The following is a 19,240-nucleotide window of genomic DNA, read 5'->3' on the forward strand; positions in this document are numbered from 1 at the left end:
TCCAGTACCGCCGCCTCATCCCGCTCACTTGCGGATCAACAAATCCCCGACGAGCGCCGGGTCGCGCGGTGCGGGTGGATCGGAACCATAGCCGATGGCGATGGCGCCCAGCGGCTCCCAGTCCGCCGGCAACCCCAGCTCTTCGCGAACCAGGTCGGCCGCGAAGATGGTCGAGCCGATCCAGCAACTACCCAGTCCGCGCACCGCCAGCGCGACCAGCAGGGCTTGCACGGCGGCTCCCACCGCGACGGTGAACATGGTGTGCTCGGCTTGGGTGCGGGCGGCGTCGGGGTAGGCATGTGCGCCTTCGGGCACCAGCATCGGGATGACGACTTCGGGAGCGTCGTAGAGGATCTGGCCGCGAGCCACCCGGCGTTCAACGGCGTCGGCGGGCCGGCCGTCGCCGGCGAGATCGGCTCGCCACTTGTCCTTCATGCGATCGAGCAGCCGAGTGCGGGTGTCGTCGGTCTGCAGCCAGACGAACCGCACCGGCCGAGTGTGATGCGGGGCCGGCGCGGTGAGCGCCTCGGCGATGGCGGACTCGACGAGCTGCGCATCGACCGGTTGGTCGGCAAAGCTACGGACCGACCGGCGCAACAGTTGGGCCTGCTGGCGGCCCAGGTCGATGGCCTCGGCGGTGCCCAACCAGAAGAGGTCGTCGGCGCCAGGCCGCAGCAGCTGTCGAGCCGTCGCGTCGGGGTCGCCCACCACATGTTCTGGAAGACCGCGAACCACCGCCACCGGCATCGCGGTCAGTTTGCCTTTGACCAGATCGGCGGCGGCGGCTACCTCGTCGGCAACCGCGATTTCGGTGACGACCAACTCGTTGCCATATCGGTCCACGGCACCCGAATAGTTGTGCAGCACCGCCAGGCCGGCGGCCCCGACCGCGGCGTCGATCTGCCCGTTACGCCAGGCGCGGCCCATGGTGTCGGTGACGACCACCGCGACAGTGACGCCCAGCCGCTCGCGCAGCCCGGCACGCAGGGTGGCCGCACTGGCATCGGGATCGATTGGCAGCAAAGCGAGTTCGGATCTGCCCACGTTGGATCCGTCCACGCCGGCAGCGGCCTGCACCAGCCCGAGCCGGTTCTCGGTGATCAGGGTCCGGCCCTTGCGTGCCAGCACCCGCACCGCCTCATCGTCGACCAGCTTGCGACGTAGCTGATCTCGCTGCTCCGGGTCTTCGGGAGCCGCCACCAGCCGTCCCTCGCACTTGGACACCACCTTGCTGGTGACCACGACGACATCACCGTCGCGCAGCCACGGTGCGGCGGTCGCCACGGCCGCAACGAGATCGTCGCCGGGGCGGAAGTCGGGAAGGCCGGCAATGGGTAGAATCTGGATGGCCGAGGCGGTGCCGTGTTCGCCCGTCGGCGGCAGCTTGGCATCGGTCACGGCGCCACACCCATCAGGTCGAACCCGGCTCGCACCATGGCGGCCGTTGCCTTCGGGTCGCTCATCAGCAGGGGTATCGATGCCACCGCGACGCCTTCGATGTCGGCGCTGTCGCCCTCGGCGACCAGCCAGCCATCGAGGATCCCGGTGGCGCTGCGGGCCCCATAGTGCCGGCCAACCGCCGCGGCGGTGGAATCCACTCCGATCACCGAGAGGCATGCATCAGCCATGCCACGCAATGGTTTTCCGTCGATGATCGGCGAGTAGCCGACGATCGGAGCGGTGGTGGCCCGCAGCGCGGCACGCATACCGGGCACCGCCAGGATGGCGCCGATGCTAACCACTGGGTTGGACGGTGCCAGCATGACGAGGTCGGCTGCCTTTATCGCTTCTACCGCTTCGGTTGTGGCGCTGGCTTTTTCGGCGCCGACGTAGGCGAAGCTGTGCGTGGGCAGCTGGGCGCGATAGCGCACCCACCACTCCTGAAAGTGGATGGCCCGAGGCGAATTATCCACGGGGTCAGTAATTACCGCATGAGTCTCGCAACGATCGTTGCTGGCGGGAAGCAGCGTCGCGCCGGGCCGCCAGCGGTCGCACAGCGCCGTGGTGACCTGCGAAAGCGGGTAGCCGGCCCCCAGCATCTGGGTGCGCACCAGGTGCGTGGCCAGGTCCCGGTCGCCGAGTTGGAACCAGTCGGGTTGCACGCCGTAGTGCGCGAGTTCCTCTCTGGCGTGCCAGGTTTCGTCACGGTGGCCCCAGCCGCGTTCCGGATCGACGCCGCCACCCAGGGTGTACATGCAGGTGTCCAGGTCGGGGCAGATACGCAGCCCGTGGATCCAGGCGTCGTCGCCGATGTTGACTATTGCGGTCAATTCGTGCCGCGCGTCATCGTCGGGTGTGGCAAACTGGCCCAGGTCCAGTAAGTGCTGGACCCCGAGTAGGAAGCGGGCGCCGCCGACTCCGCCGACCAGAACGGTGACCTTCACATCGCAGGACAGTACCTGCCGGCGGCGGAGCGCTCGTGGGCCGCTAGGGTAGCCCGGGACAAAGCTGGGCCATGCCCGCTTCACCCACTGTGATGAGATCCACTCGACACGCCGAAGGCTCAACTGAAACAGAATCGCGGAAATTCGATCACGAGATGATATGGAAATGCGCCGAAGTGCTTGACCAGGCTGGCCAAGCCGTGTCTAATCACATCAGTGTCATTTCCCGGTTGGCCGGCCGGTTTCGGTGTCGCAGACCGAGATTCGATCACTAGTTCGAATTGGGTTAGCTGCACATCAAAACAGTGGGAAACCATTTCAGTACCTATTAGGAGGAGGCGGAGGCATGCCCTATGAGCACCTTCGGGGCGTAATGGGAGGCACACCGCACACCGTTGCCGGTTCGGCTGTCGATGCGATGACAGTGCCATCGATGGAAATTGGTCGACCGCATTTGAGTTTGGTTCCCGATGCGCCCGCCGCATTCGAGCCCGAACCCCTGCCGGTCTCCGCAGAACCGCCGAGTGAGCAATGGCAAGACCGTGCCCTTTGTGCGCAAACGGATCCCGAGGCGTTTTTCCCGGAGAAGGGTGGCTCCACCCGGGAGGCTAAGAAGATCTGCCTGGGGTGCGAGGTGCGCCATGAGTGCCTGGAGTACGCGCTGGCGCACGACGAGCGTTTCGGCATCTGGGGTGGCTTGTCCGAGCGCGAGCGTCGACGCCTCAAACGCGGCATCATCTGATCCGAGTCCAGCCCGACCGGCGGGACGGCCGGTCAGTCGTCGTCGATCGTCGGATCGATGACCGTGGGATCTACGTCCAGGTAAATTGCCACCTGGGCCACCAGAATCTCATGAAGCAATTCGCCAAGCTCGAGCGTGTCTTTTGCGCGCCGCTCGATTGGCTTGCGGAACAAGACAATTCGCGCCCGTGTAGCGTTTCCGCGGACATCGACCCCAGCCGGGATCAGCCGGGCCAGCGCGATCGGACCGTCCGCAATGACCTCCGGTGGCCACTGCACACTCTCCGGGTCCTTGGCCGCGATGCGGGGAATCTCATCGACCGCGATGTCCAGTTCGGACACCCGATCCTGCCAACGACGCTCGATGGGTTCGTAGGCCTCCAGAACCGCCATATCAAACCGTTCGGCCCGGCTACGCCATCCGGGCACCGTCGGCGGCAGCAGCGGACCTCGCAAATCGCGGCCCCGACGCCTCGGTCGACGCGATGCGGATCTGCCGTCTGGCCGACCGCTGCGTCCGAAGCTGCGGGAATCGCTCACGCGCCGATGGTAACGGTTGTACATCGCGCTCCGAACGGTTGCGCGTGTCCGACACTTCGGCGGGGTTTCCGCACGATAGCCTTTCGATCGTGAACGTACCCCGTCGCTGTTGCCGGCCCGGGTGTCCGCACTATGCAGTGGCAACGTTGACGTTTGTCTACTCGGATTCGACGGCGGTGGTCGGTCCGCTCGCCACTGCGCGGGAACCGCACTCCTGGGATCTATGCGTGGGACATGCCGGGCGTATCACGGCTCCGCGCGGGTGGGAATTGGTTCGGCACGCCGGGCCGCTACCCACCCATCCCGATGAAGACGACCTGGTGGCGCTGGCCGACGCGGTGCGCGAGGGCGGCCCAGACGCGGAGACGTCCTACGCGGGCAGGGATGGTGCACGGTTGAACGGCTACGACGGATTTGCCGACCCCGTCGTACAGCATGCCGGGGCGCACGCCACCGCGCCGAGTGGCGGCGTGTTCGCACCGTCCGAACCACGCTCCGGACGCCGTCGCGGACACCTGCGGGTTTTACCCGACCCCGCTGACTAGCCGCGGGCGGTGACCAGACGGTTCGAGACCGTTGGGGTCCGCACTGTTGGTGGGCGGATAGGCTGGCGGACAACAGCCGAAGAAAACTAGGTCGTCAGGAGCCCGCCATGTCTTGGCCCGCCGCGGCTATCAATCGTGTCATCAAGGCATACGACGTTCGCGGGTTGGTCGGTGAGGAGATCGATGAATCGCTCACGGCCGATATCGGCGCCGCGTTCGCTCGATTGATGGCTGTCGAAGGTGCGCGCCAGGTGGTGATCGGCCACGATATGCGCGATAGCTCACCGTCGTTGGCTGCCGCGTTCGCAAACGGGGTGACCGGCCAGGGCCTGGACGTGCTGCGGGTCGGTCTGGCGTCTACCGATCAGCTTTATTTCGCCTCAGGCAATCTGGATTGTCCCGGCGCCATGTTTACCGCCAGCCACAATCCGGCGGCCTACAACGGCATCAAGCTGTGCCGGGCCGGCGCCAAACCGGTGGGCGCCGACACCGGGCTGAACGCCATCCGTGAGGATCTTATCGACGCTGAGCCGGTGGCCGCGGGCGATGGATTGGTGGGGACGATTGCCGACAAGGATGTGCTCGGCGACTACGGGGTGTTCTTACGATCGCTGGTGAACACCGACGGGTTGCGGCCACTGCGGGTGGCCGTGGACGCCGGCAACGGCATGGCCGGCCACACCGCTCCTGCGGTGCTCGGTCCGATCGACTCGATCACCTTATTGCCGTTGTACTTTGAGCTCGACGGATCCTTCCCGAACCATGAGGCAAACCCGCTTGATCCGGCGAACTTGGTGGACCTACAGGCGTACGTGCGTGAAACCGGCGCGGATATCGGATTGGCTTTCGACGGAGACGCTGACCGCTGCTTTGTGGTAGATGAACGTGGCGAGCCGGTCTCGCCGTCCACGGTGACCAGCCTGGTGGCCGCGCGCGAACTCAAGCGAGAGATCGGGGCCACCGTAATCCACAACGTGATCACCTCGCGTGCGGTGCCAGAACTGGTCATCGAACGCGGCGGCACGCCACTGCGTTCGCGCGTAGGGCACTCCTACATCAAGGCGCTGATGGCCGATACCGGCGCGATATTCGGTGGCGAACACTCAGCGCACTACTACTTCCGTGACTTCTGGGGCGCCGATTCCGGAATGCTGGCCGCACTGTACGTGCTGGCCGCCCTTGGCGAGCAGGGCCGGCCATTGTCGGAACTCACCGCCGACTATCAACGCTATGCATCGTCCGGCGAGATCAACTTTCGGGTGGCCGACGCATCGTTATGTGTGGATGCGGTACTGAAGTCCTTTGGTACCGGGATCGTCGCCATCGACCGTTTGGACGGGGTGACGGTGGACTTGGGTGGCGACAGCTGGTTCAACCTGCGTAGCTCCAACACCGAGCCCTTGCTGCGGCTCAACGTGGAGGCGCGCACCGGTGATGATGTCGACGCGCTGGTTCGGCAGGTCAGCGACGAGATCGCCGCCCAGCAACCGGGGGGAGAGACGGGAACGTGAACGCCACCCAGGCGATCGATCTCGAAGACACCGATGGCCTGATTGCTGCGGATCGGGAAGGCCTGCTGCGAGCCGCATCGACCGCGGGTGCACACGTGCGTGCCGTTGCCGCCGCTCGAGACGAGGGCGAACTCGACTCACTGCACGGCCACGACCGGCCCCGCACGGTGATTTGGGTGGCCGGCCGGGGTACCGCCGAAGCGGCGGGGGTCATGCTGGCCGCTACCTTGGGTGCGGCGGCCAGTGCGCCGATCGTGATCGCGCGCGAAGCGCCACCCTGGGTCGGGCCGCTGGACGTGGTGGTCGTTGCCGGTGACGACCCGTGTGATCCCGCTCTGGTCACCGCCACCGCGACCGGCGTGCGCCGCGGGGCGAGGGTGGTCGTGGTGGCTCCGTACCAGGGGCCGCTGCGCGACTGCTCGGCCGGCCGGGTTGCGGTGTTGGCGCCACGGTTGCCGGTACCAGACGCATTCGGATTCTCCCGGTACCTGGCCGCCGGGTTGGCCGTGCTCAGGACGGTTGATCACCGGCTGAGTATCGACCTGTCATCGCTCGCCGACGAGCTTGATGCCGAGGCACTCCGTAACGGTGCCGGCCGCGAGGTGTTCACCAACCCAGCCAAGACGCTTGCCGCCCGCATCACCGGCCGCCGGGTCGCTTTGGTTGGCGACAACGCCGCCACACTGGCGCTGGCCAGACACGGCAGTTCGGTGTTGTTGCGGGTCGCGCATCAGGTGGCCGCGGCCAGCTGGCTGGCCGACGCGATGGTGGCACTGCGGACGGGTATGACGTCGGGCGTCGGCGATGACGGCTACTCGGCGAATGCGCTATTCCATGATGAGCAGATCGACGGACCGCTGCCCGAGCGGATGCGGGTGCTGGCGCTGACGTTGGCCGAGGAGCGGGCGGTCGTGGGCGCTCGGGTTGCCGGGCTTAGTGACGTCTATGTGGTGGCGGCGGAGGATGCGGCACAGGTCCCGGGTGTGCCCGGTGCCCTCGCCGGGTCGGATGGGGCGATGACCGGCACACAACAGGCCGAGCAGCAACTGGCAGTATTGGCCGTTCGGCTGGAGATGGCCGCGGTGTATCAGCGACTCGTGCGGGGATAGGTAGAAAGTGGAACTGCTACGCGGAGCGTTACGGACGTACGCCTGGGGATCGCGCACCGCCATCGCTGAGTTCACCGGGAGGCCGGTGCCGGCGGCCCACCCCGAGGCTGAACTCTGGTTTGGCGCGCACCCGGGGGACCCGGCCTGGTTGGAAACCGAGAACGGCGAAACCTCGCTGCTTGAAGCGTTGTCCGCCGATCCGGAGGGACAACTCGGTCCCGGCTCGCGGGCGCGGTTCGGCGATGTGCTCCCGTTCCTGGTCAAGGTGCTTGCCGCCGACGAACCACTATCGTTGCAGGCGCATCCCAGCGCCGAGCAGGCGGTCGAGGGCTACCGGCGTGAGGAACGGCTTGGCATTCCGGTGTCCTCACCGGTCCGCAACTATCGCGACACCAGCCACAAGCCGGAGTTGCTGGTGGCACTGCAGCCCTTTACGGCGCTCGCCGGATTCCGGCCGGCGGCTCGCACCAGCGAGCTGTTGCAGGCGCTGGCCGTGTCCGACCTCGACCCGTTCATCGATTTGCTGAGCGACCAGTCCGACGCTGACGGTTTGCGCGCGCTGTTCACCACCTGGATCACCGCGCCGCAGCCCGATATCGACGTGCTGGTGCCGGCCGTGCTCGACGGGGCCATTCACTATGTCAGCTCTGGCGCTATGGAATTCCAGTCCGAAGCCAAGACGGTACTTGAACTGGGTGAGCGCTATCCCGGTGACGCCGGCGTGCTGGCAGCGTTGTTGCTTAACTGCATCAGCCTGTCTCCCGGCGAGGCGATATTTCTGCCGGCCGGCAATTTGCATGCCTATATGCGGGGTTTTGCCCTTGAGGTAATGGCCAACTCCGACAACGTCTTACGAGGCGGACTCACCCCCAAACACGTCGATGTGCCGGAGCTGTTGCGGGTGCTCGATTTCACCCCGACCGCCGAGTCCGAGCTGCGGCCAGCGGTCCGCCACGACGGGCTGGAGCTGATCTATGACACCCCGACCGACGAGTTCGCAGTCGCGCTGTTGGCGCTCGACGGTGATCATGTCGGCCACGAGATCGATGCATCCTGCAGCCACGACGGTCCCCAGATCTTGTTGTGCACGGAAGGTTCGACGATGGTGCACGGGAAGTCCAAGTCGCTGTTGCTCGAACATGGCCAGGCCGCTTGGGTAGCCGCCGACGACGGACCGATCCGGCTGCTGGCATCGGAACCGGCCAAGCTGTTTAGGGCGACGGTTGGGCTGTGAGAGCTCGTCGTCGCTTTTTGGCGGCGTGCCGACGCTCACCAACCCAGAGCCGCAAATTGTGGGCAATGGCACGGCCGAGGATCCGGGGCGGCGGAATCATGTACAGGCTGTCGAGCAGGGAGAATCGGCGCAAAAACCATTCCGCGAGAACGGGCTCGGTCTCTGCGGCCCCGAGGAATTGGTCGAATAGCGCACCGGATGGTCGCCACCACCACGGGATTTGACCGGCGGCGGCGTGGTGGAAGGTGATGTCGCCGATGGCGTTCATCATCCACACCGGATAGGTGGTCTTCGCCGTTAGCCGGTTGAACTGTTCGGCAACGTCGACGTCGGGCGCTCGGTGTGAAGATGCCAACGCCCGACGCAGATGACCGGCTTGCAGCGACGTCATCGTCATACCCTGACCGAACGTCGGGTTGAAACTGGCTACCGCATCCCCGAACGGCACGATCCCGGCCGGGAAGCGATTCAGCTTGTGGTACCGGCGCCATTTGCTGGCCGGAAATGCGTGGTATGCCGGTTCGCCGACGGGTTCCGCGTGCGCCAGCGCCGCGTTGAAATGGTCGGGCAGTAGTTGCTCGGCGAGGGCGAGCATGTCGGGAAAGGTCCTCGGCGGCTTGGCATTTGCCACCCCGAAGGTTGTCAGCACCCACGTACCGTCCTCGTAATGCAGCATGCCCAAACCCAGCGATTGGTCGTGGGACGCGCCGGCGACCACCACTTTCTCCCGGAGCAACCCTTCCGGGATGCGGAACTGGTGGGTGGCGTAGTGGATGCCGATGTCCACGGTTGCCTCCGGTGCACGCTGATAGCCCCACCGCTCCAACCACGCCGGCAACCGGGTACCCCGGCCGGCGGCATCGACGACTAACTCGGCAGTCACGAATTCGGGCGCACCGGTCTGGCCATCGGCTGCGGGATCGAGCAGCACGCCGGTCACCCGCTGCTGGGCGGTGTCGAACCGTGGCTCGGCGACCGACCGCTGCACAATCTCGACGTTGTCAAGCTCGAGAACTCGCCGCCGGATCTGCCATTCCAGATGTGGTCGGCTGGGCACATAGGCGGTGAATTCGTCGCGCAGGGTGTGTCCGGTGCCCAGCACATGCCCGCCGGCGCCCAGATAGATACAGTCCGGCCGGTTTTCCAGCATCGGCACTCCGGCGGCCACCATGTCGCCCAGCAGACCCGGGAAAAGCCGTTCGAACTCGTCGGCCCCGCGTGCCATCAACATGTGCAGGTGCTGGTCTTGTGGAACGGTGGCGCGGTTGGCCGGTGTGGTCGGCAGCTGGTCGCGCTCGAACAGCGTCACCCGGCGGTAATAATCGGCAAGCACGCGCGCCGCGCACAGACCGGCGATGCTGGCGCCGATGACCACCGCGTGGTCCTTGGTGTCTATCGAGTTCCCCCTCATGCCCGCAGAGTACCCACTACGGTGCCGTGCGTAATTTGATTGCACCGAGGGGAATTTGCGTCAAACCGCGGCGGTGCGCCGTTTCTGGTTGCGTTCGCGAAGCCACAGCCGCACGTTGTGCGCCACGGCGCGGCCGACGATCGGAGCCGACGGCACCAGGTAGAGGCTGTCGAGGAGTGAGACCCGACGCAAGAACCATTCGGCGAGCACGGGATCGCTTTCGGCGGCCCCGAGAAATTGGTCGTAGAGCGCCCCGACGGGTCGATACCACCTGGGCATGTGCCCATCGGCGTGTTGGAAGCAAAGGTCGGCGACCGCGTTCATCGTCCACACCGGTCGGGTGGTCTTGGCTGTGGCCCGGTTGAGTTTGCCGGCTGGTTCCCGGTCCGGGGGCCGCAGGGCGCGCCGCAGATGGCCGGCCTGGAGAAACGCCATCGTCATGCCCTGCCCGAAGGTGGGATTGAAGCTGGCGACGGCATCCCCGAACGGAACGATTCCGCCCGGGAAGCGCCTCAGTTTGTCGTAGCGTCGCCATCGGCTGGCCGGAAAGGCGTGGAATGCCGGGCCACCGATGGGTTGGGCCCGGGAAAGTGCGGCCGTGAACCGGTTCGGCAGCAGCCGGCACGCGAGCTCACGGATCTCTTCGAATGTTGCCGGCGGTTTGGCTTTGGCCACCCCAAAGGTTGTCAAGATCCAGTTGCCGTCTTCGTAGCACAACATTCCCAACCCGAGCGATCGCTCGCCGCGGACGCCGGTCACCACCATCTTCTCCCGGATGAGGCCGTCGGGAATGCTGATCCGGTGAGTGGCGTAGTTGATGCCGATGTCCACGATTTCCTCGGCCGGGCGTTGATATCCCCATTGCGTCAACCACACTGGCAGCCGGCTACCTCGGCCCGCGGCGTCGACGACGAGATCGGCCGCCACGAATTCCGGATCACCGCTCCCGCAGTCCAATACCAGGCCGGTAACCCGCTCGTGGGTGCGGTCGAACCGCGGTTCGCGCACGGCGCGTTGTTGGATGGTGACGTTGTCGAGGGCCAGCACCCGCCGTCGCATCTGCCACTCCAAATGGGGCCGGCTCGGGAGGTAGGCGGTGTACGGCTGGCGAAGCCGCTGTCCGGTTCCCAATACGTGACCCAGCGCACCCAGGTAGATGCAGTCCGGACGGTTGTCCAGCATGGGCACACCCGCAGCCACCAGATCGCTCAACAGTCCGGGGAACAGGCTGTCCAGCTCCACCGCGCCGCGCGCCATCAGCAGATGCAAGTGCCGGTCCTGGGGCACCGTGGCGCGCGATGACGGCGTGTTCGGCAGGTCGTCGCGTTCGAAGACGGTCACCTTGGCGTAGCGGTCCGAGAGCACGCGTGCGGCGCACAGACCCGCGATGCTGGCACCGATCACCAGCGCGTGGTCGTTCCGGTTTTGCACGGTCGAACGCATTCCCCGCAGCGTACCCAGTACTGTGCGGTCACAGCAGGCTGGAAACGTGCGTGAGAGGGATGTGAATGGGCGGTCGATGGCGTACTAAGTCGGTAGAACAATCGATCGCCGACACCGACGAGCCGGAGACTCGGCTGCGGAAGGACCTCACCTGGCGCGACCTGGTGGTTTTCGGTGTCTCGGTGGTGATTGGCGCCGGCATTTTCACGGTGACCGCATCGACTGCCGGTGACATCACCGGCCCAGCCATCTGGGTATCGTTCTTGATGGCTGCGGCCACCTGTGCGCTGGCGGCGCTTTGCTACGCCGAGTTCGCCTCGACGCTGCCGGTAGCCGGCAGCGCGTATACCTTCTCCTATGCCACCTTCGGTGAGTTTTTGGCCTGGGTGATCGGCTGGAATCTGGTGCTGGAGTTAGCCGTCGGTGCGGCCGTCGTCGCCAAAGGCTGGTCCAGCTACCTCGGCACGGTCTTCGGATTCGCAGGTGGCACAGTCCATCTCGGCTCGATGACGGTCGACTGGGGCGCCCTGCTGATCGTCTCGGTGGTGGCTACCCTGGTGGCGTTGGGCACCAAGTTGTCGTCACGGTTTTCCGCGGTTGTCACGGGGATCAAGGTGTCGGTGGTGATCTTGGTCGTGGTGGTCGGCGCCTTCTACATCAAGACCGCCAACTACTCGCCGTTCATCCCCAAACCTGAGGCCGGCCACAACGACAGGGGCGCCGACCAGTCCGTTCTGTCGTTGCTGACCGGAGCCGCCGGGAGTCACTACGGCTGGTACGGGGTATTGGCCGGGGCGTCGATCGTCTTCTTTGCGTTCATCGGGTTCGACATCGTGGCCACCATGGCCGAGGAGACCAAACATCCCCAGCGCGATGTCCCGCGGGGCATTTTGGTTTCACTGGGCATCGTCACCCTGCTGTACGTCGCGGTATCGGTGGTGCTGTCCGGCATGGTTTCCTACACGCAGCTGCGCTCGGTCCCGGGCGGTGGGCACGCGAACCTGGCCACCGCGTTCACGGCCAACGGGGTGTACTGGGCCAGCGGCATCATCTCCGTGGGAGCGCTGGCCGGACTGACCACCGTGGTGATGGTGCTGATGCTCGGGCAGTGCCGGGTGTTGTTCGCGATGGCGCGCGACGGGCTCTTGCCGCGGCAGTTGGCCAAGACCGGGTCACGCGGCACCCCGGTCCGGATTACCGTGCTGGTCGCGGTGGCAGTGGGTGCGACGGCATCGGTATTCCCGATCACCAAGCTCGAAGAGATGGTCAACGTCGGCACCCTGTTCGCGTTCCTGCTGGTGTCCGCGGGCGTGATCATTCTGCGCAGGAGCCGGCCCGATCTGGAACGTGGGTTTCGGGTGCCCTGGGTGCCGCTGCTGCCGATCGCCTCGTTGTGCGCCTGCCTGTGGTTGATGTTGAACCTGACGGCTCTGACCTGGATCCGGTTTGCCGTGTGGCTACTGGTCGGCACGGCGATCTACCTCGGCTACGGGCGCAAACACTCGGTGCAGGGGCGAAGGGAGCTCGCCAACGCGGCTGTCGACAAATAGGGGACTTTTGGAAAGTCTTTTTACAAATTGATTGTCTGTGTCTAGACAGCAGACGAATCGATAAGTATTGTCCAACCTCAACGTGGTGTGACTCACAAGGAGGTTTGGCATATGACCACACAGTTCAGCTCCGATGCGCCTGGTGCGCCGGCTCGAGACCCCGAGGTGGGGGAGTGGCGGGATAAGAAGCGCTACCTATGGCTGATGGGCTTGATCGCCCCCACGGCGTTGTTCGTGATGCTGCCGCTCGTTTGGGGGATCAACCAGCTGGGCTGGCATACCGCCGCCCAACTGCCGTTGTGGATCGGGCCGATCCTGGTCTATGGCTTGTTGCCGTTGCTGGACCTGCGGTTCGGGCCCGATGGGCAGAACCCACCCGACGAGGTGATGGAGCGGCTGGAAAACGATAAGTACTACCGCTACTGCACCTACATATACATCCCGTTCCAGTACCTCAGCGTGGTGCTGGGTGCCTACCTGTTCACCGCGTCGAACCTCAGTTGGCTCGGCTTCCCGGACACCCACGGCGGTTTGGGCTGGGTGGGCAAGATCGGCGTGGCGCTGACCATCGGTGTGCTAGGCGGCGTCGGCATCAACACCGCCCACGAGATGGGGCACAAGAAGGAGTCGCTGGAACGCTGGCTGTCCAAGATCACCCTGGCACAGACCTGCTACGGCCACTTCTATATCGAGCACAACCGGGGTCACCACGTCCGTGTCTCCACCCCGGAGGACCCAGCATCGGCCCGTTTCGGGGAGACGTTCTGGGAATTCTTGCCCCGGACGGTGTTCGGCAGCCTGCGCTCCGCGGTCGGGCTGGAGGCGCAGCGGATCCGCCGGCTGGGCCGCAGCCCTTGGGACCCGAGGACATATCCGGGCAACGACGTGCTCAATGCGTGGGCCATGTCAGTCGTGCTGTGGGGTGCGCTGATCGCGATCTTCGGGGTGGGCCTGATTCCGTTTGTGGTCATCCAGGCGGTGTTCGGGTTCAGCCTGCTCGAGGCCGTGAACTACCTGGAGCACTACGGACTTTTGCGGCAGCAGATCGCCACCGCTGCTGGAAAAGGCCGCTACGAGCGCTGCGCGCCGATGCACAGCTGGAACTCTGACCACATTGTCACCAACCTGTTCCTGTATCACCTGCAGCGGCACAGTGATCACCACGCCAACCCCACCCGCCGCTACCAGACGTTGCGCAGCATGTCGGGTGCGCCCAACCTGCCCAGTGGGTACGCGTCGATGATCTCGCTCACCTACTTCCCGCCGCTGTGGCGCAAGGTGATGGATCACCGGGTGCTAGAGCACTACGACGGTGACATCAGCAGGGTCAATCTGCACCCGCGGGTCCGGACCAAGATGCTGGCGCGGTACGGGGCCGGGCAAGAGGGTTCGGCATGACCCAAGTCAAGATCAACGCCTTCCAGTGCCCGGTCTGCGACTACGTCTACGACGAGGCTAAAGGCGACCCCAGGGAAGGATTTCCAGCCGGCACCCGATGGGACCAGATTCCCGACGATTGGTGCTGTCCGGATTGCGCAGTGCGCGAGAAAGTTGATTTCGAAAGGATCTAGTTCGGTGACGATGCTTGTCGTGCACACGGCGGGCGGAGGAGTCGGGCTGTTGAAAGGAGGCACCTCAGTGAGTGATTACAAGTTGTATCAATGTGTCCAATGCGGCTTCGAGTACGACGAGGAGCTGGGCTGGCCGGATGAAGGCATTGCGCCCGGCACCCGGTGGGAGGACATCCCGGAGGACTGGAGTTGCCCGGACTGTGGCGCCGCGAAGACGGACTTTGTGATGGTTGAGGTGGCTCGCTCATGATCAGCACCAACTTCGCTACCAAAACAGATATGGTCGCGCCTGTGAAGCGTATTCCCTACGCCGAAGCATCCCGGGTCTTGCTGCGGGATTCGGTGCTGGATGCAATGCGGGATCTGCTGCTGACCCGCGACTGGTCGGCGATCACATTGTCCGACGTTGCCCGTGCCGCGGGCGTGAGCCGTCAGACCATCTATAACGAGTTCGGTTCGCGACAGGGGCTGGCGCAGGGGTACGCGCTGCGCCTGGCCGACCGCCTGGTTGACAAGGTGCACGCCGCGCTGGATGCCAACGTGGGCAACATTTACGAATCGTTCCTGCAAGGCTTCCGGTCGTTCTTCAGCGAATCGGCGGCCGATCCGCTGGTCGTCTCGCTGTTGACCGGGGTCGCGAAGCCCGACTTATTGCAGCTCATCACCACCGACAGCGCTCCGATCATCACCCGTGCGTCGGCCCGACTGGCAACGGCATTCACCCAGACCTGGGTGGCCACCAGCGACGACGACGCCAACGTGCTGGCGCGAGCGATCGTGCGGCTGTCGTTGAGCTACGTGTCGATGCCACCAGAGGCGGACCACGACGTGGCTGCGGATTTGGCCAGGTTGATGACGCCGTTCGCAGAGCGTCACGGTGTGATTAATGTCCCCTGACCTGCGAGGCTTGGGGTCGGCGGCTACAGTGGCACAAGAGCATATTTAGGCTAAGTAGCCTTGAGTAGCCTCTAGCCACCCGTTGAGTGCCCCTCGACCCCCAAAGTAAGAAGGATGAAACACGTATGACGACGACCGAAACTGCGCTCTCTGCCGACGTAAAGAACGGCATCGATTTCAAGATTGCCGACCTGTCGCTAGCGGATTTCGGTCGCAAAGAGCTCCGGATCGCCGAGCACGAGATGCCCGGCCTGATGTCGCTACGCCGCGAATATGCCGAGGTGAAGCCCCTCAAAGGCGCCCGTATCTCGGGTTCGCTGCACATGACCGTCCAGACCGCGGTGCTGATTGAAACCCTCACCGCGCTGGGCGCCGAAGTTCGATGGGCGTCCTGCAACATCTTCTCTACCCAGGACCACGCGGCCGCCGCTGTCGTCGTCGGTCCGCATGGCACGCCCGAGGAGCCCAAGGGCGTGCCGGTGTTCGCCTGGAAGGGCGAGTCGCTCGAAGAGTACTGGTGGTGCGCCGAGCAGATGCTGACGTGGCCCGACGAGGACAAGCCGGCCAACATGATCCTCGATGACGGTGGCGATGCCACCATGCTGGTGCTGCGCGGCATGCAGTACGAGAAGGCCGGTGTGGTGCCACCCGCTGAGGAAGACGACTCCGCGGAGTGGAAGGTCTTCCTGAACCTGCTGCGCAGCCGCTTCGAGACCGACAAGGGCAAATGGACCAAGATCGCCGAGTCGGTCAAGGGCGTCACCGAGGAAACCACCACCGGTGTGCTGCGGCTCTACCAATTCGCCGCGGCCGGGGACCTGGCTTTCCCGGCGATCAACGTCAACGACTCGGTGACCAAGTCCAAGTTCGACAACAAATACGGCACCCGGCACTCGTTGATCGACGGCATCAACCGCGGCACCGACGCGCTGATCGGCGGCAAGAAGGTCCTGATCTGTGGCTACGGCGACGTCGGCAAGGGTTGTGCGGAGGCGATGAAGGGCCAGGGCGCCCGCGTCCAGGTCACCGAGATCGACCCGATCAACGCGCTGCAGGCGATGATGGAGGGATTCGACGTCGTCACCGTTGAGGACGCCATCGGTGACGCGGACATCGTCGTGACGTCGACCGGCAACAAAGACATCATCATGCTCGAGCACATCAAGGCGATGAAGGACCACTCGATCCTGGGCAACATCGGCCACTTCGACAACGAGATCGACATGGCCGGCCTGGAGCGCTCCGGGGCGACGCGGACCAACATCAAGCCGCAGGTCGACCTGTGGACCTTCGGTGACACCGGGCGCTCGGTCATCGTGCTGTCCGAAGGGCGGCTGCTGAACCTGGGTAATGCGACCGGGCACCCGTCGTTCGTGATGAGCAACAGCTTCGCCAACCAGACGATCGCTCAGATCGAACTGTGGACCAAGAACGATGAGTACGACAACGAGGTGTACCGGCTGCCCAAGCACTTGGACGAGAAGGTGGCCCGCATCCACGTCGAGGCCCTCGGTGGCAAGCTGACCAAGCTGACCAAGGACCAGGCCGAATACCTCGGTGTCGACGTCGAAGGCCCGTACAAGCCGGACCACTACCGCTACTGACCTAGGCGGTTTCCCGCACTCCAGCTGTGGCGGGACCCGACGTCGCCGCGGTGCCGCAGCAGGCCAACCGCAGCAATGTCGTACTCACCGGCGCGCGCGGGCGCACCCGACCCGACCGCCCGCGTCACCGCTACTGACGGCGGTGCGTCCGGCGACGCCGCCCCGGTCCGTCCGCGGGCCGGGGCGCGCTCTGCGATTAACTCGCCATCGATGGCGGTGTCGCCGTGCATGTATTTCATGTAACTGTGAATTCCTAAGCGGTCCATGCAATTCTGAAACTGGGAACTCCGGCTGAATTCGCCGATGTCTGAATTGCTAAGAGATCCACTTTATTACGTGCATCTCATGAGCTACGAATAATGTCATCGAACTATGAATTATTAAGTGTCCCAAAGCTATTCCGGTTTACTCGAGGCTATGTAGACTCCGTCGCAATGCTGGGCGTAGCGGTCGCCAATAGTCACGACCGGAAGGGGAAATTGCAGTGAATTTTTCAGTAATGCCACCGGAAATCAATTCGATGTTGATGTTTGCCGGTGCGGGCCCCGAGCCGATGCTGGTGGCTGCCGAAGCTTGGGGTGAATTGGCCGCCGAATTGCAGTCGGCGGCGGCCGGGTTTTCCGCGCTGACCTCGGGGCTGACCGGTCAGTTTTGGCAAGGTCCTGCGGCCCAGGCGATGACGGGTGTGGCGCAGGCCTACGCTGGGCACCTGACCGCGACTGCGGCTCAAGCCGACCAGGTGTCGGCCCAAGCCAACGGGGTGGCCGCCGTCTTTGATGCGGCGCGGGCGGCGATCGTCCATCCGCTGGCGGTGGCGGCCAACCGCACCCAGCTGGTGTCCTTGGTGTTTTCGAATCTGTTCGGTCAAAACGCGCCGGCGATTGCGGCGGTCGAGGCCAACTACGAGGAGATGTGGGCCCAGGACGTGTCCGCCATGTCCGGTTACCACGCCGGAGCGTCGGCGGCCGCCGCGCAGTTGGCACCGTGGGAGCTGACGTCGCGGGGAATCGTCATACCGCTGCCGGACAACATCGGCATCCTCAACTTCACCCCGGGCAACATCGGTGACTTCAACCTGGGCATCGGCAATATCGGAGATCTCAATCTGGGTAGCGGAAACACGGGCAACAACAATCTGGGTAACGGCAACTTCGGCAATCTCAACCTGGGCAGCGGAAACGGCAACTCGGGCAACGGGGACTCCACGGCACAGCTCCTGTCCAGCTTCAACCTGGGCAGCGGAAACCTGGGCGATTTCAACGTGGGCAGCGGCAATTTGGGCATGTTCAACCTGGGTAGCGGCAACACCGGTGACACCAACTTTGGCTTCGGCAACATCGGCGACTTGAACCTCGGTAGTGGGAACATCGGCAGCCACAACTTTGGTTCCGGGAACAGCGGCAACGCGAACTTGGGCAGCGGAAACACCGGAGACTCCAACTTTGGTTTGGGGAATACCGGAAGCACCAACTTCGGCAGTGGGAACACGGGCTCTGTCAACGTCGGCAGTGGCAACCTTGGGGACGGCAACGTCGGTTGGGGGAACCTGGGTAGTCACAACATCGGGTTCGGAAACAAAGGCAGCAACAACATTGGCTTCGGGCTGACCGGCGACAACCAGATCGGTATCAATTTCGGCGGGCTGAACAGTGGCCACGGAAATATTGGCCTCTTCAACTCCGGCAACGACAACGTGGGTTTCTTCAACTCCGGAGACAAGAACATCGGAATCGCCAACTCGGGCTTGGGAGTTGGTCCACTGAGCACCGAATTCTTCACTTCGGGCGAATTCAACTCCGGCGTCGGCAGCTCGGGCACGCTCAACACTGGCTGGGGCAACTCGGGTTCCACCAACAGCGGCTACTTCAACTCCGGTGACACCAACACCGGCCTGTTCAATTCGGGCGACACCAACACCGGTTTGTTCAACTCGGGTGACACCAACACGGGTTTCTTCAATTCGGGTGACACCAACACGGGATCGTTCAATGCCGGAACTGCAAACTTTGGCAGCTTCAACGGCGGCAGCATCAATACCGGTGGCTTCAACTCGGGCAGCATCAATACCGGCTACGCCAACTCCGGCGGCACAAATACGGGCGTTCTCAATGCGGGCAATCTCAACACCGGCCCGTTCAGCCCCTTTGATCAACCGGTGGTGAACTCGGGCTTCTCCAATGACTTCGACGGACCATTCGGCAAAGGGGGGGTCAACCAATCGGGCGCCTTTAATCAAGGCAACGGCAACTCGGGCTTTGACTCCGGTGACAACATAGAAGGGGGCACCATTAGCTCCTCGGGCTTCGAGAACCATGGCAACTTCGGTTCTGGTTTCTTGAATGCCGGCTCGTTTAGCTCGGGCTTCCGAAACACCGGCCCCGAGGGCATCAACCCCGGCTTCATGTCGGGCTTCGTCAACAGCTCGGGGACGTTCATCTCCGGATTCTTCAACGCGGGTACCTTTACCCCGGGGTTGTTGGAGACGTTCAACTCGGGCTTCGGGAACCTGGGCAACCAGGTATCGGGCTTGTTCAACGCGCAGAACGTCAAGTCCGGGCCGTTCCACTGAGGCTGACGGTGGGTTACCGACCCGCTCCGCGGCGGTTCCGCATGTCGCGCATTAGCCGCGCCCTACGCCCGCCCTACGCCCGCCCTACGCCCGCCCTACGCCCGCAATGGCCCGCAATAGGCCCGCAATAG

Annotated in this window: 18 protein-coding genes; 12 read left to right on the top strand and 6 right to left on the bottom strand. The window is 64.3% G+C overall.

Going from position 1 to position 19,240, the window contains the following annotated elements:
- Nucleotides 1-24 precede the first annotated feature (24 nt).
- Nucleotides 25-1,383, bottom strand: a complete 1,359-nt coding sequence (locus MB901379_RS05670) for a coenzyme F420-0:L-glutamate ligase (protein ID WP_174237073.1) — start codon at nt 1,381-1,383, stop codon at nt 25-27.
- An 11-nt stretch (nt 1,384-1,394) separates the two neighbouring features.
- The gene (gene cofD / locus MB901379_RS05675) at nt 1,395-2,384 is read right to left on the bottom strand and encodes a 2-phospho-L-lactate transferase (protein ID WP_158015741.1); all 990 of its coding nucleotides are present in this window, start codon (nt 2,382-2,384) and stop codon (nt 1,395-1,397) included.
- Nucleotides 2,385-2,757: 373 nt separating this feature from the next.
- Here cofD and MB901379_RS05680 point away from each other — a divergent pair, with 373 nt between their 5' ends.
- Complete coding sequence (locus MB901379_RS05680) at nt 2,758-3,126, top strand: WhiB family transcriptional regulator (RefSeq protein ID WP_331852728.1); 369 nt, start codon at nt 2,758-2,760, stop codon at nt 3,124-3,126.
- Between the two features lie 32 nt (nt 3,127-3,158).
- On the opposite strand, the gene MB901379_RS05685 is transcribed toward MB901379_RS05680, so the two are convergent.
- Nucleotides 3,159-3,581, bottom strand: a complete 423-nt coding sequence (locus tag MB901379_RS05685) for a metallopeptidase family protein (protein ID WP_158018972.1) — start codon at nt 3,579-3,581, stop codon at nt 3,159-3,161.
- A 173-nt stretch (nt 3,582-3,754) separates the two neighbouring features.
- Between MB901379_RS05685 and MB901379_RS05690 the strand changes: the two genes are divergently transcribed.
- From MB901379_RS05690 to manA, 4 genes are all read left to right on the top strand, one after another.
- Entirely contained in the window at nt 3,755-4,210 is a 456-nt protein-coding gene (locus tag MB901379_RS05690; RefSeq protein ID WP_197717864.1) for a DUF3499 domain-containing protein, read from the top strand.
- 107 nt (nt 4,211-4,317) lie between these two features.
- Nucleotides 4,318-5,721 carry a phosphomannomutase/phosphoglucomutase gene (locus MB901379_RS05695; protein ID WP_158015743.1) on the top strand — a complete coding sequence of 468 codons (1,404 nt, stop codon included), beginning with the start codon at nt 4,318-4,320 and terminating at the stop codon, nt 5,719-5,721.
- On the top strand, nt 5,718-6,830 hold the full coding sequence (locus MB901379_RS05700; RefSeq protein WP_158015744.1) for a TobH protein: 1,113 nt from the start codon (nt 5,718-5,720) through the stop codon (nt 6,828-6,830). The genes MB901379_RS05695 and MB901379_RS05700 overlap by 4 nt, the downstream gene beginning before the upstream one ends.
- A gap of 7 nt (nt 6,831-6,837) precedes the next feature.
- Entirely contained in the window at nt 6,838-8,064 is a 1,227-nt protein-coding gene (manA, locus tag MB901379_RS05705; RefSeq protein ID WP_158015745.1) for a mannose-6-phosphate isomerase, class I, read from the top strand.
- On the opposite strand, the gene MB901379_RS05710 is transcribed toward manA, so the two are convergent.
- Together MB901379_RS05710 and MB901379_RS05715 are read right to left on the bottom strand one after the other, a co-directional pair.
- The gene (locus MB901379_RS05710) at nt 8,042-9,439 is read right to left on the bottom strand and encodes an FAD-dependent oxidoreductase (RefSeq protein ID WP_158018973.1); all 1,398 of its coding nucleotides are present in this window, start codon (nt 9,437-9,439) and stop codon (nt 8,042-8,044) included. The genes manA and MB901379_RS05710 overlap by 23 nt on opposite strands.
- A 96-nt stretch (nt 9,440-9,535) precedes the next feature.
- Nucleotides 9,536-10,882 (bottom strand): FAD-dependent oxidoreductase, encoded by a 1,347-nt coding sequence (locus tag MB901379_RS05715; protein ID WP_408632365.1) that lies wholly within the window; start codon nt 10,880-10,882, stop codon nt 9,536-9,538.
- 101 nt (nt 10,883-10,983) lie between these two features.
- On the opposite strand from MB901379_RS05715, the gene MB901379_RS05720 reads away from it, so the two are divergent.
- The 6 genes from MB901379_RS05720 (at nt 10,984) to ahcY (ending at nt 16,540) form a co-directional block, all read left to right on the top strand.
- Nucleotides 10,984-12,468 carry an amino acid permease gene (locus MB901379_RS05720; protein ID WP_158015747.1) on the top strand — a complete coding sequence of 495 codons (1,485 nt, stop codon included), beginning with the start codon at nt 10,984-10,986 and terminating at the stop codon, nt 12,466-12,468.
- A gap of 111 nt (nt 12,469-12,579) precedes the next feature.
- Nucleotides 12,580-13,866: an alkane 1-monooxygenase gene (locus MB901379_RS05725; protein WP_158015748.1), complete on the top strand. Its 1,287-nt coding sequence runs from the start codon at nt 12,580-12,582 to the stop codon at nt 13,864-13,866.
- 11 nt (nt 13,867-13,877) lie between these two features.
- Nucleotides 13,878-14,039 carry a rubredoxin gene (locus MB901379_RS05730; RefSeq protein ID WP_158018974.1) on the top strand — a complete coding sequence of 54 codons (162 nt, stop codon included), beginning with the start codon at nt 13,878-13,880 and terminating at the stop codon, nt 14,037-14,039.
- Nucleotides 14,040-14,106: 67 nt separating this feature from the next.
- Nucleotides 14,107-14,289: a rubredoxin gene (locus MB901379_RS05735; RefSeq protein ID WP_162334328.1), complete on the top strand. Its 183-nt coding sequence runs from the start codon at nt 14,107-14,109 to the stop codon at nt 14,287-14,289.
- The gene (alkX, locus tag MB901379_RS05740; protein ID WP_158015749.1) at nt 14,286-14,936 is read left to right on the top strand and encodes a TetR family transcriptional regulator AlkX; all 651 of its coding nucleotides are present in this window, start codon (nt 14,286-14,288) and stop codon (nt 14,934-14,936) included. Before MB901379_RS05735 ends, alkX begins: the two co-directional genes overlap by 4 nt.
- Nucleotides 14,937-15,061: 125 nt before the next feature.
- Nucleotides 15,062-16,540 (top strand): adenosylhomocysteinase, encoded by a 1,479-nt coding sequence (gene ahcY / locus MB901379_RS05745; RefSeq protein WP_158015750.1) that lies wholly within the window; start codon nt 15,062-15,064, stop codon nt 16,538-16,540.
- On the opposite strand, the gene MB901379_RS05750 is transcribed toward ahcY, so the two are convergent.
- Entirely contained in the window at nt 16,534-16,779 is a 246-nt protein-coding gene (locus MB901379_RS05750) for a hypothetical protein (RefSeq protein ID WP_158015751.1), read from the bottom strand. The two genes, ahcY and MB901379_RS05750, sit on opposite strands and share 7 nt — an antisense overlap.
- Nucleotides 16,780-17,024: 245 nt before the next feature.
- Between MB901379_RS05750 and MB901379_RS05755 the strand changes: the two genes are divergently transcribed.
- Nucleotides 17,025-19,109 carry a PPE family protein gene (locus MB901379_RS05755; RefSeq protein ID WP_158015752.1) on the top strand — a complete coding sequence of 695 codons (2,085 nt, stop codon included), beginning with the start codon at nt 17,025-17,027 and terminating at the stop codon, nt 19,107-19,109.
- The last annotated feature ends 131 nt before the right edge of the window (nt 19,110-19,240 follow it).

Source organism: Mycobacterium basiliense (assembly GCF_900292015.1).
Taxonomy (GTDB): Bacteria; Actinomycetota; Actinomycetes; order Mycobacteriales; family Mycobacteriaceae; genus Mycobacterium; species Mycobacterium basiliense.

What these genes read in the sequence shown, in the direction of transcription:
- MB901379_RS05680 (WP_331852728.1), top strand. Translation starts at nt 2,758, where the DNA reads ATGGGAGGCACACCGCACACCGTTGCCGGTTCGGCTGTCGATGCGATG.
- MB901379_RS05695 (WP_158015743.1), top strand. Translation starts at nt 4,318, where the DNA reads ATGTCTTGGCCCGCCGCGGCTATCAATCGTGTCATCAAGGCATACGAC.
- MB901379_RS05720 (WP_158015747.1), top strand. Translation starts at nt 10,984, where the DNA reads ATGGGCGGTCGATGGCGTACTAAGTCGGTAGAACAATCGATCGCCGAC.
- MB901379_RS05725 (WP_158015748.1), top strand. Translation starts at nt 12,580, where the DNA reads ATGACCACACAGTTCAGCTCCGATGCGCCTGGTGCGCCGGCTCGAGAC.
- alkX (WP_158015749.1), top strand. Translation starts at nt 14,286, where the DNA reads ATGATCAGCACCAACTTCGCTACCAAAACAGATATGGTCGCGCCTGTG.
- ahcY (WP_158015750.1), top strand. Translation starts at nt 15,062, where the DNA reads ATGACGACGACCGAAACTGCGCTCTCTGCCGACGTAAAGAACGGCATC.
- MB901379_RS05750 (WP_158015751.1), bottom strand. Translation starts at nt 16,779, where the DNA reads ATGAAATACATGCACGGCGACACCGCCATCGATGGCGAGTTAATCGCA.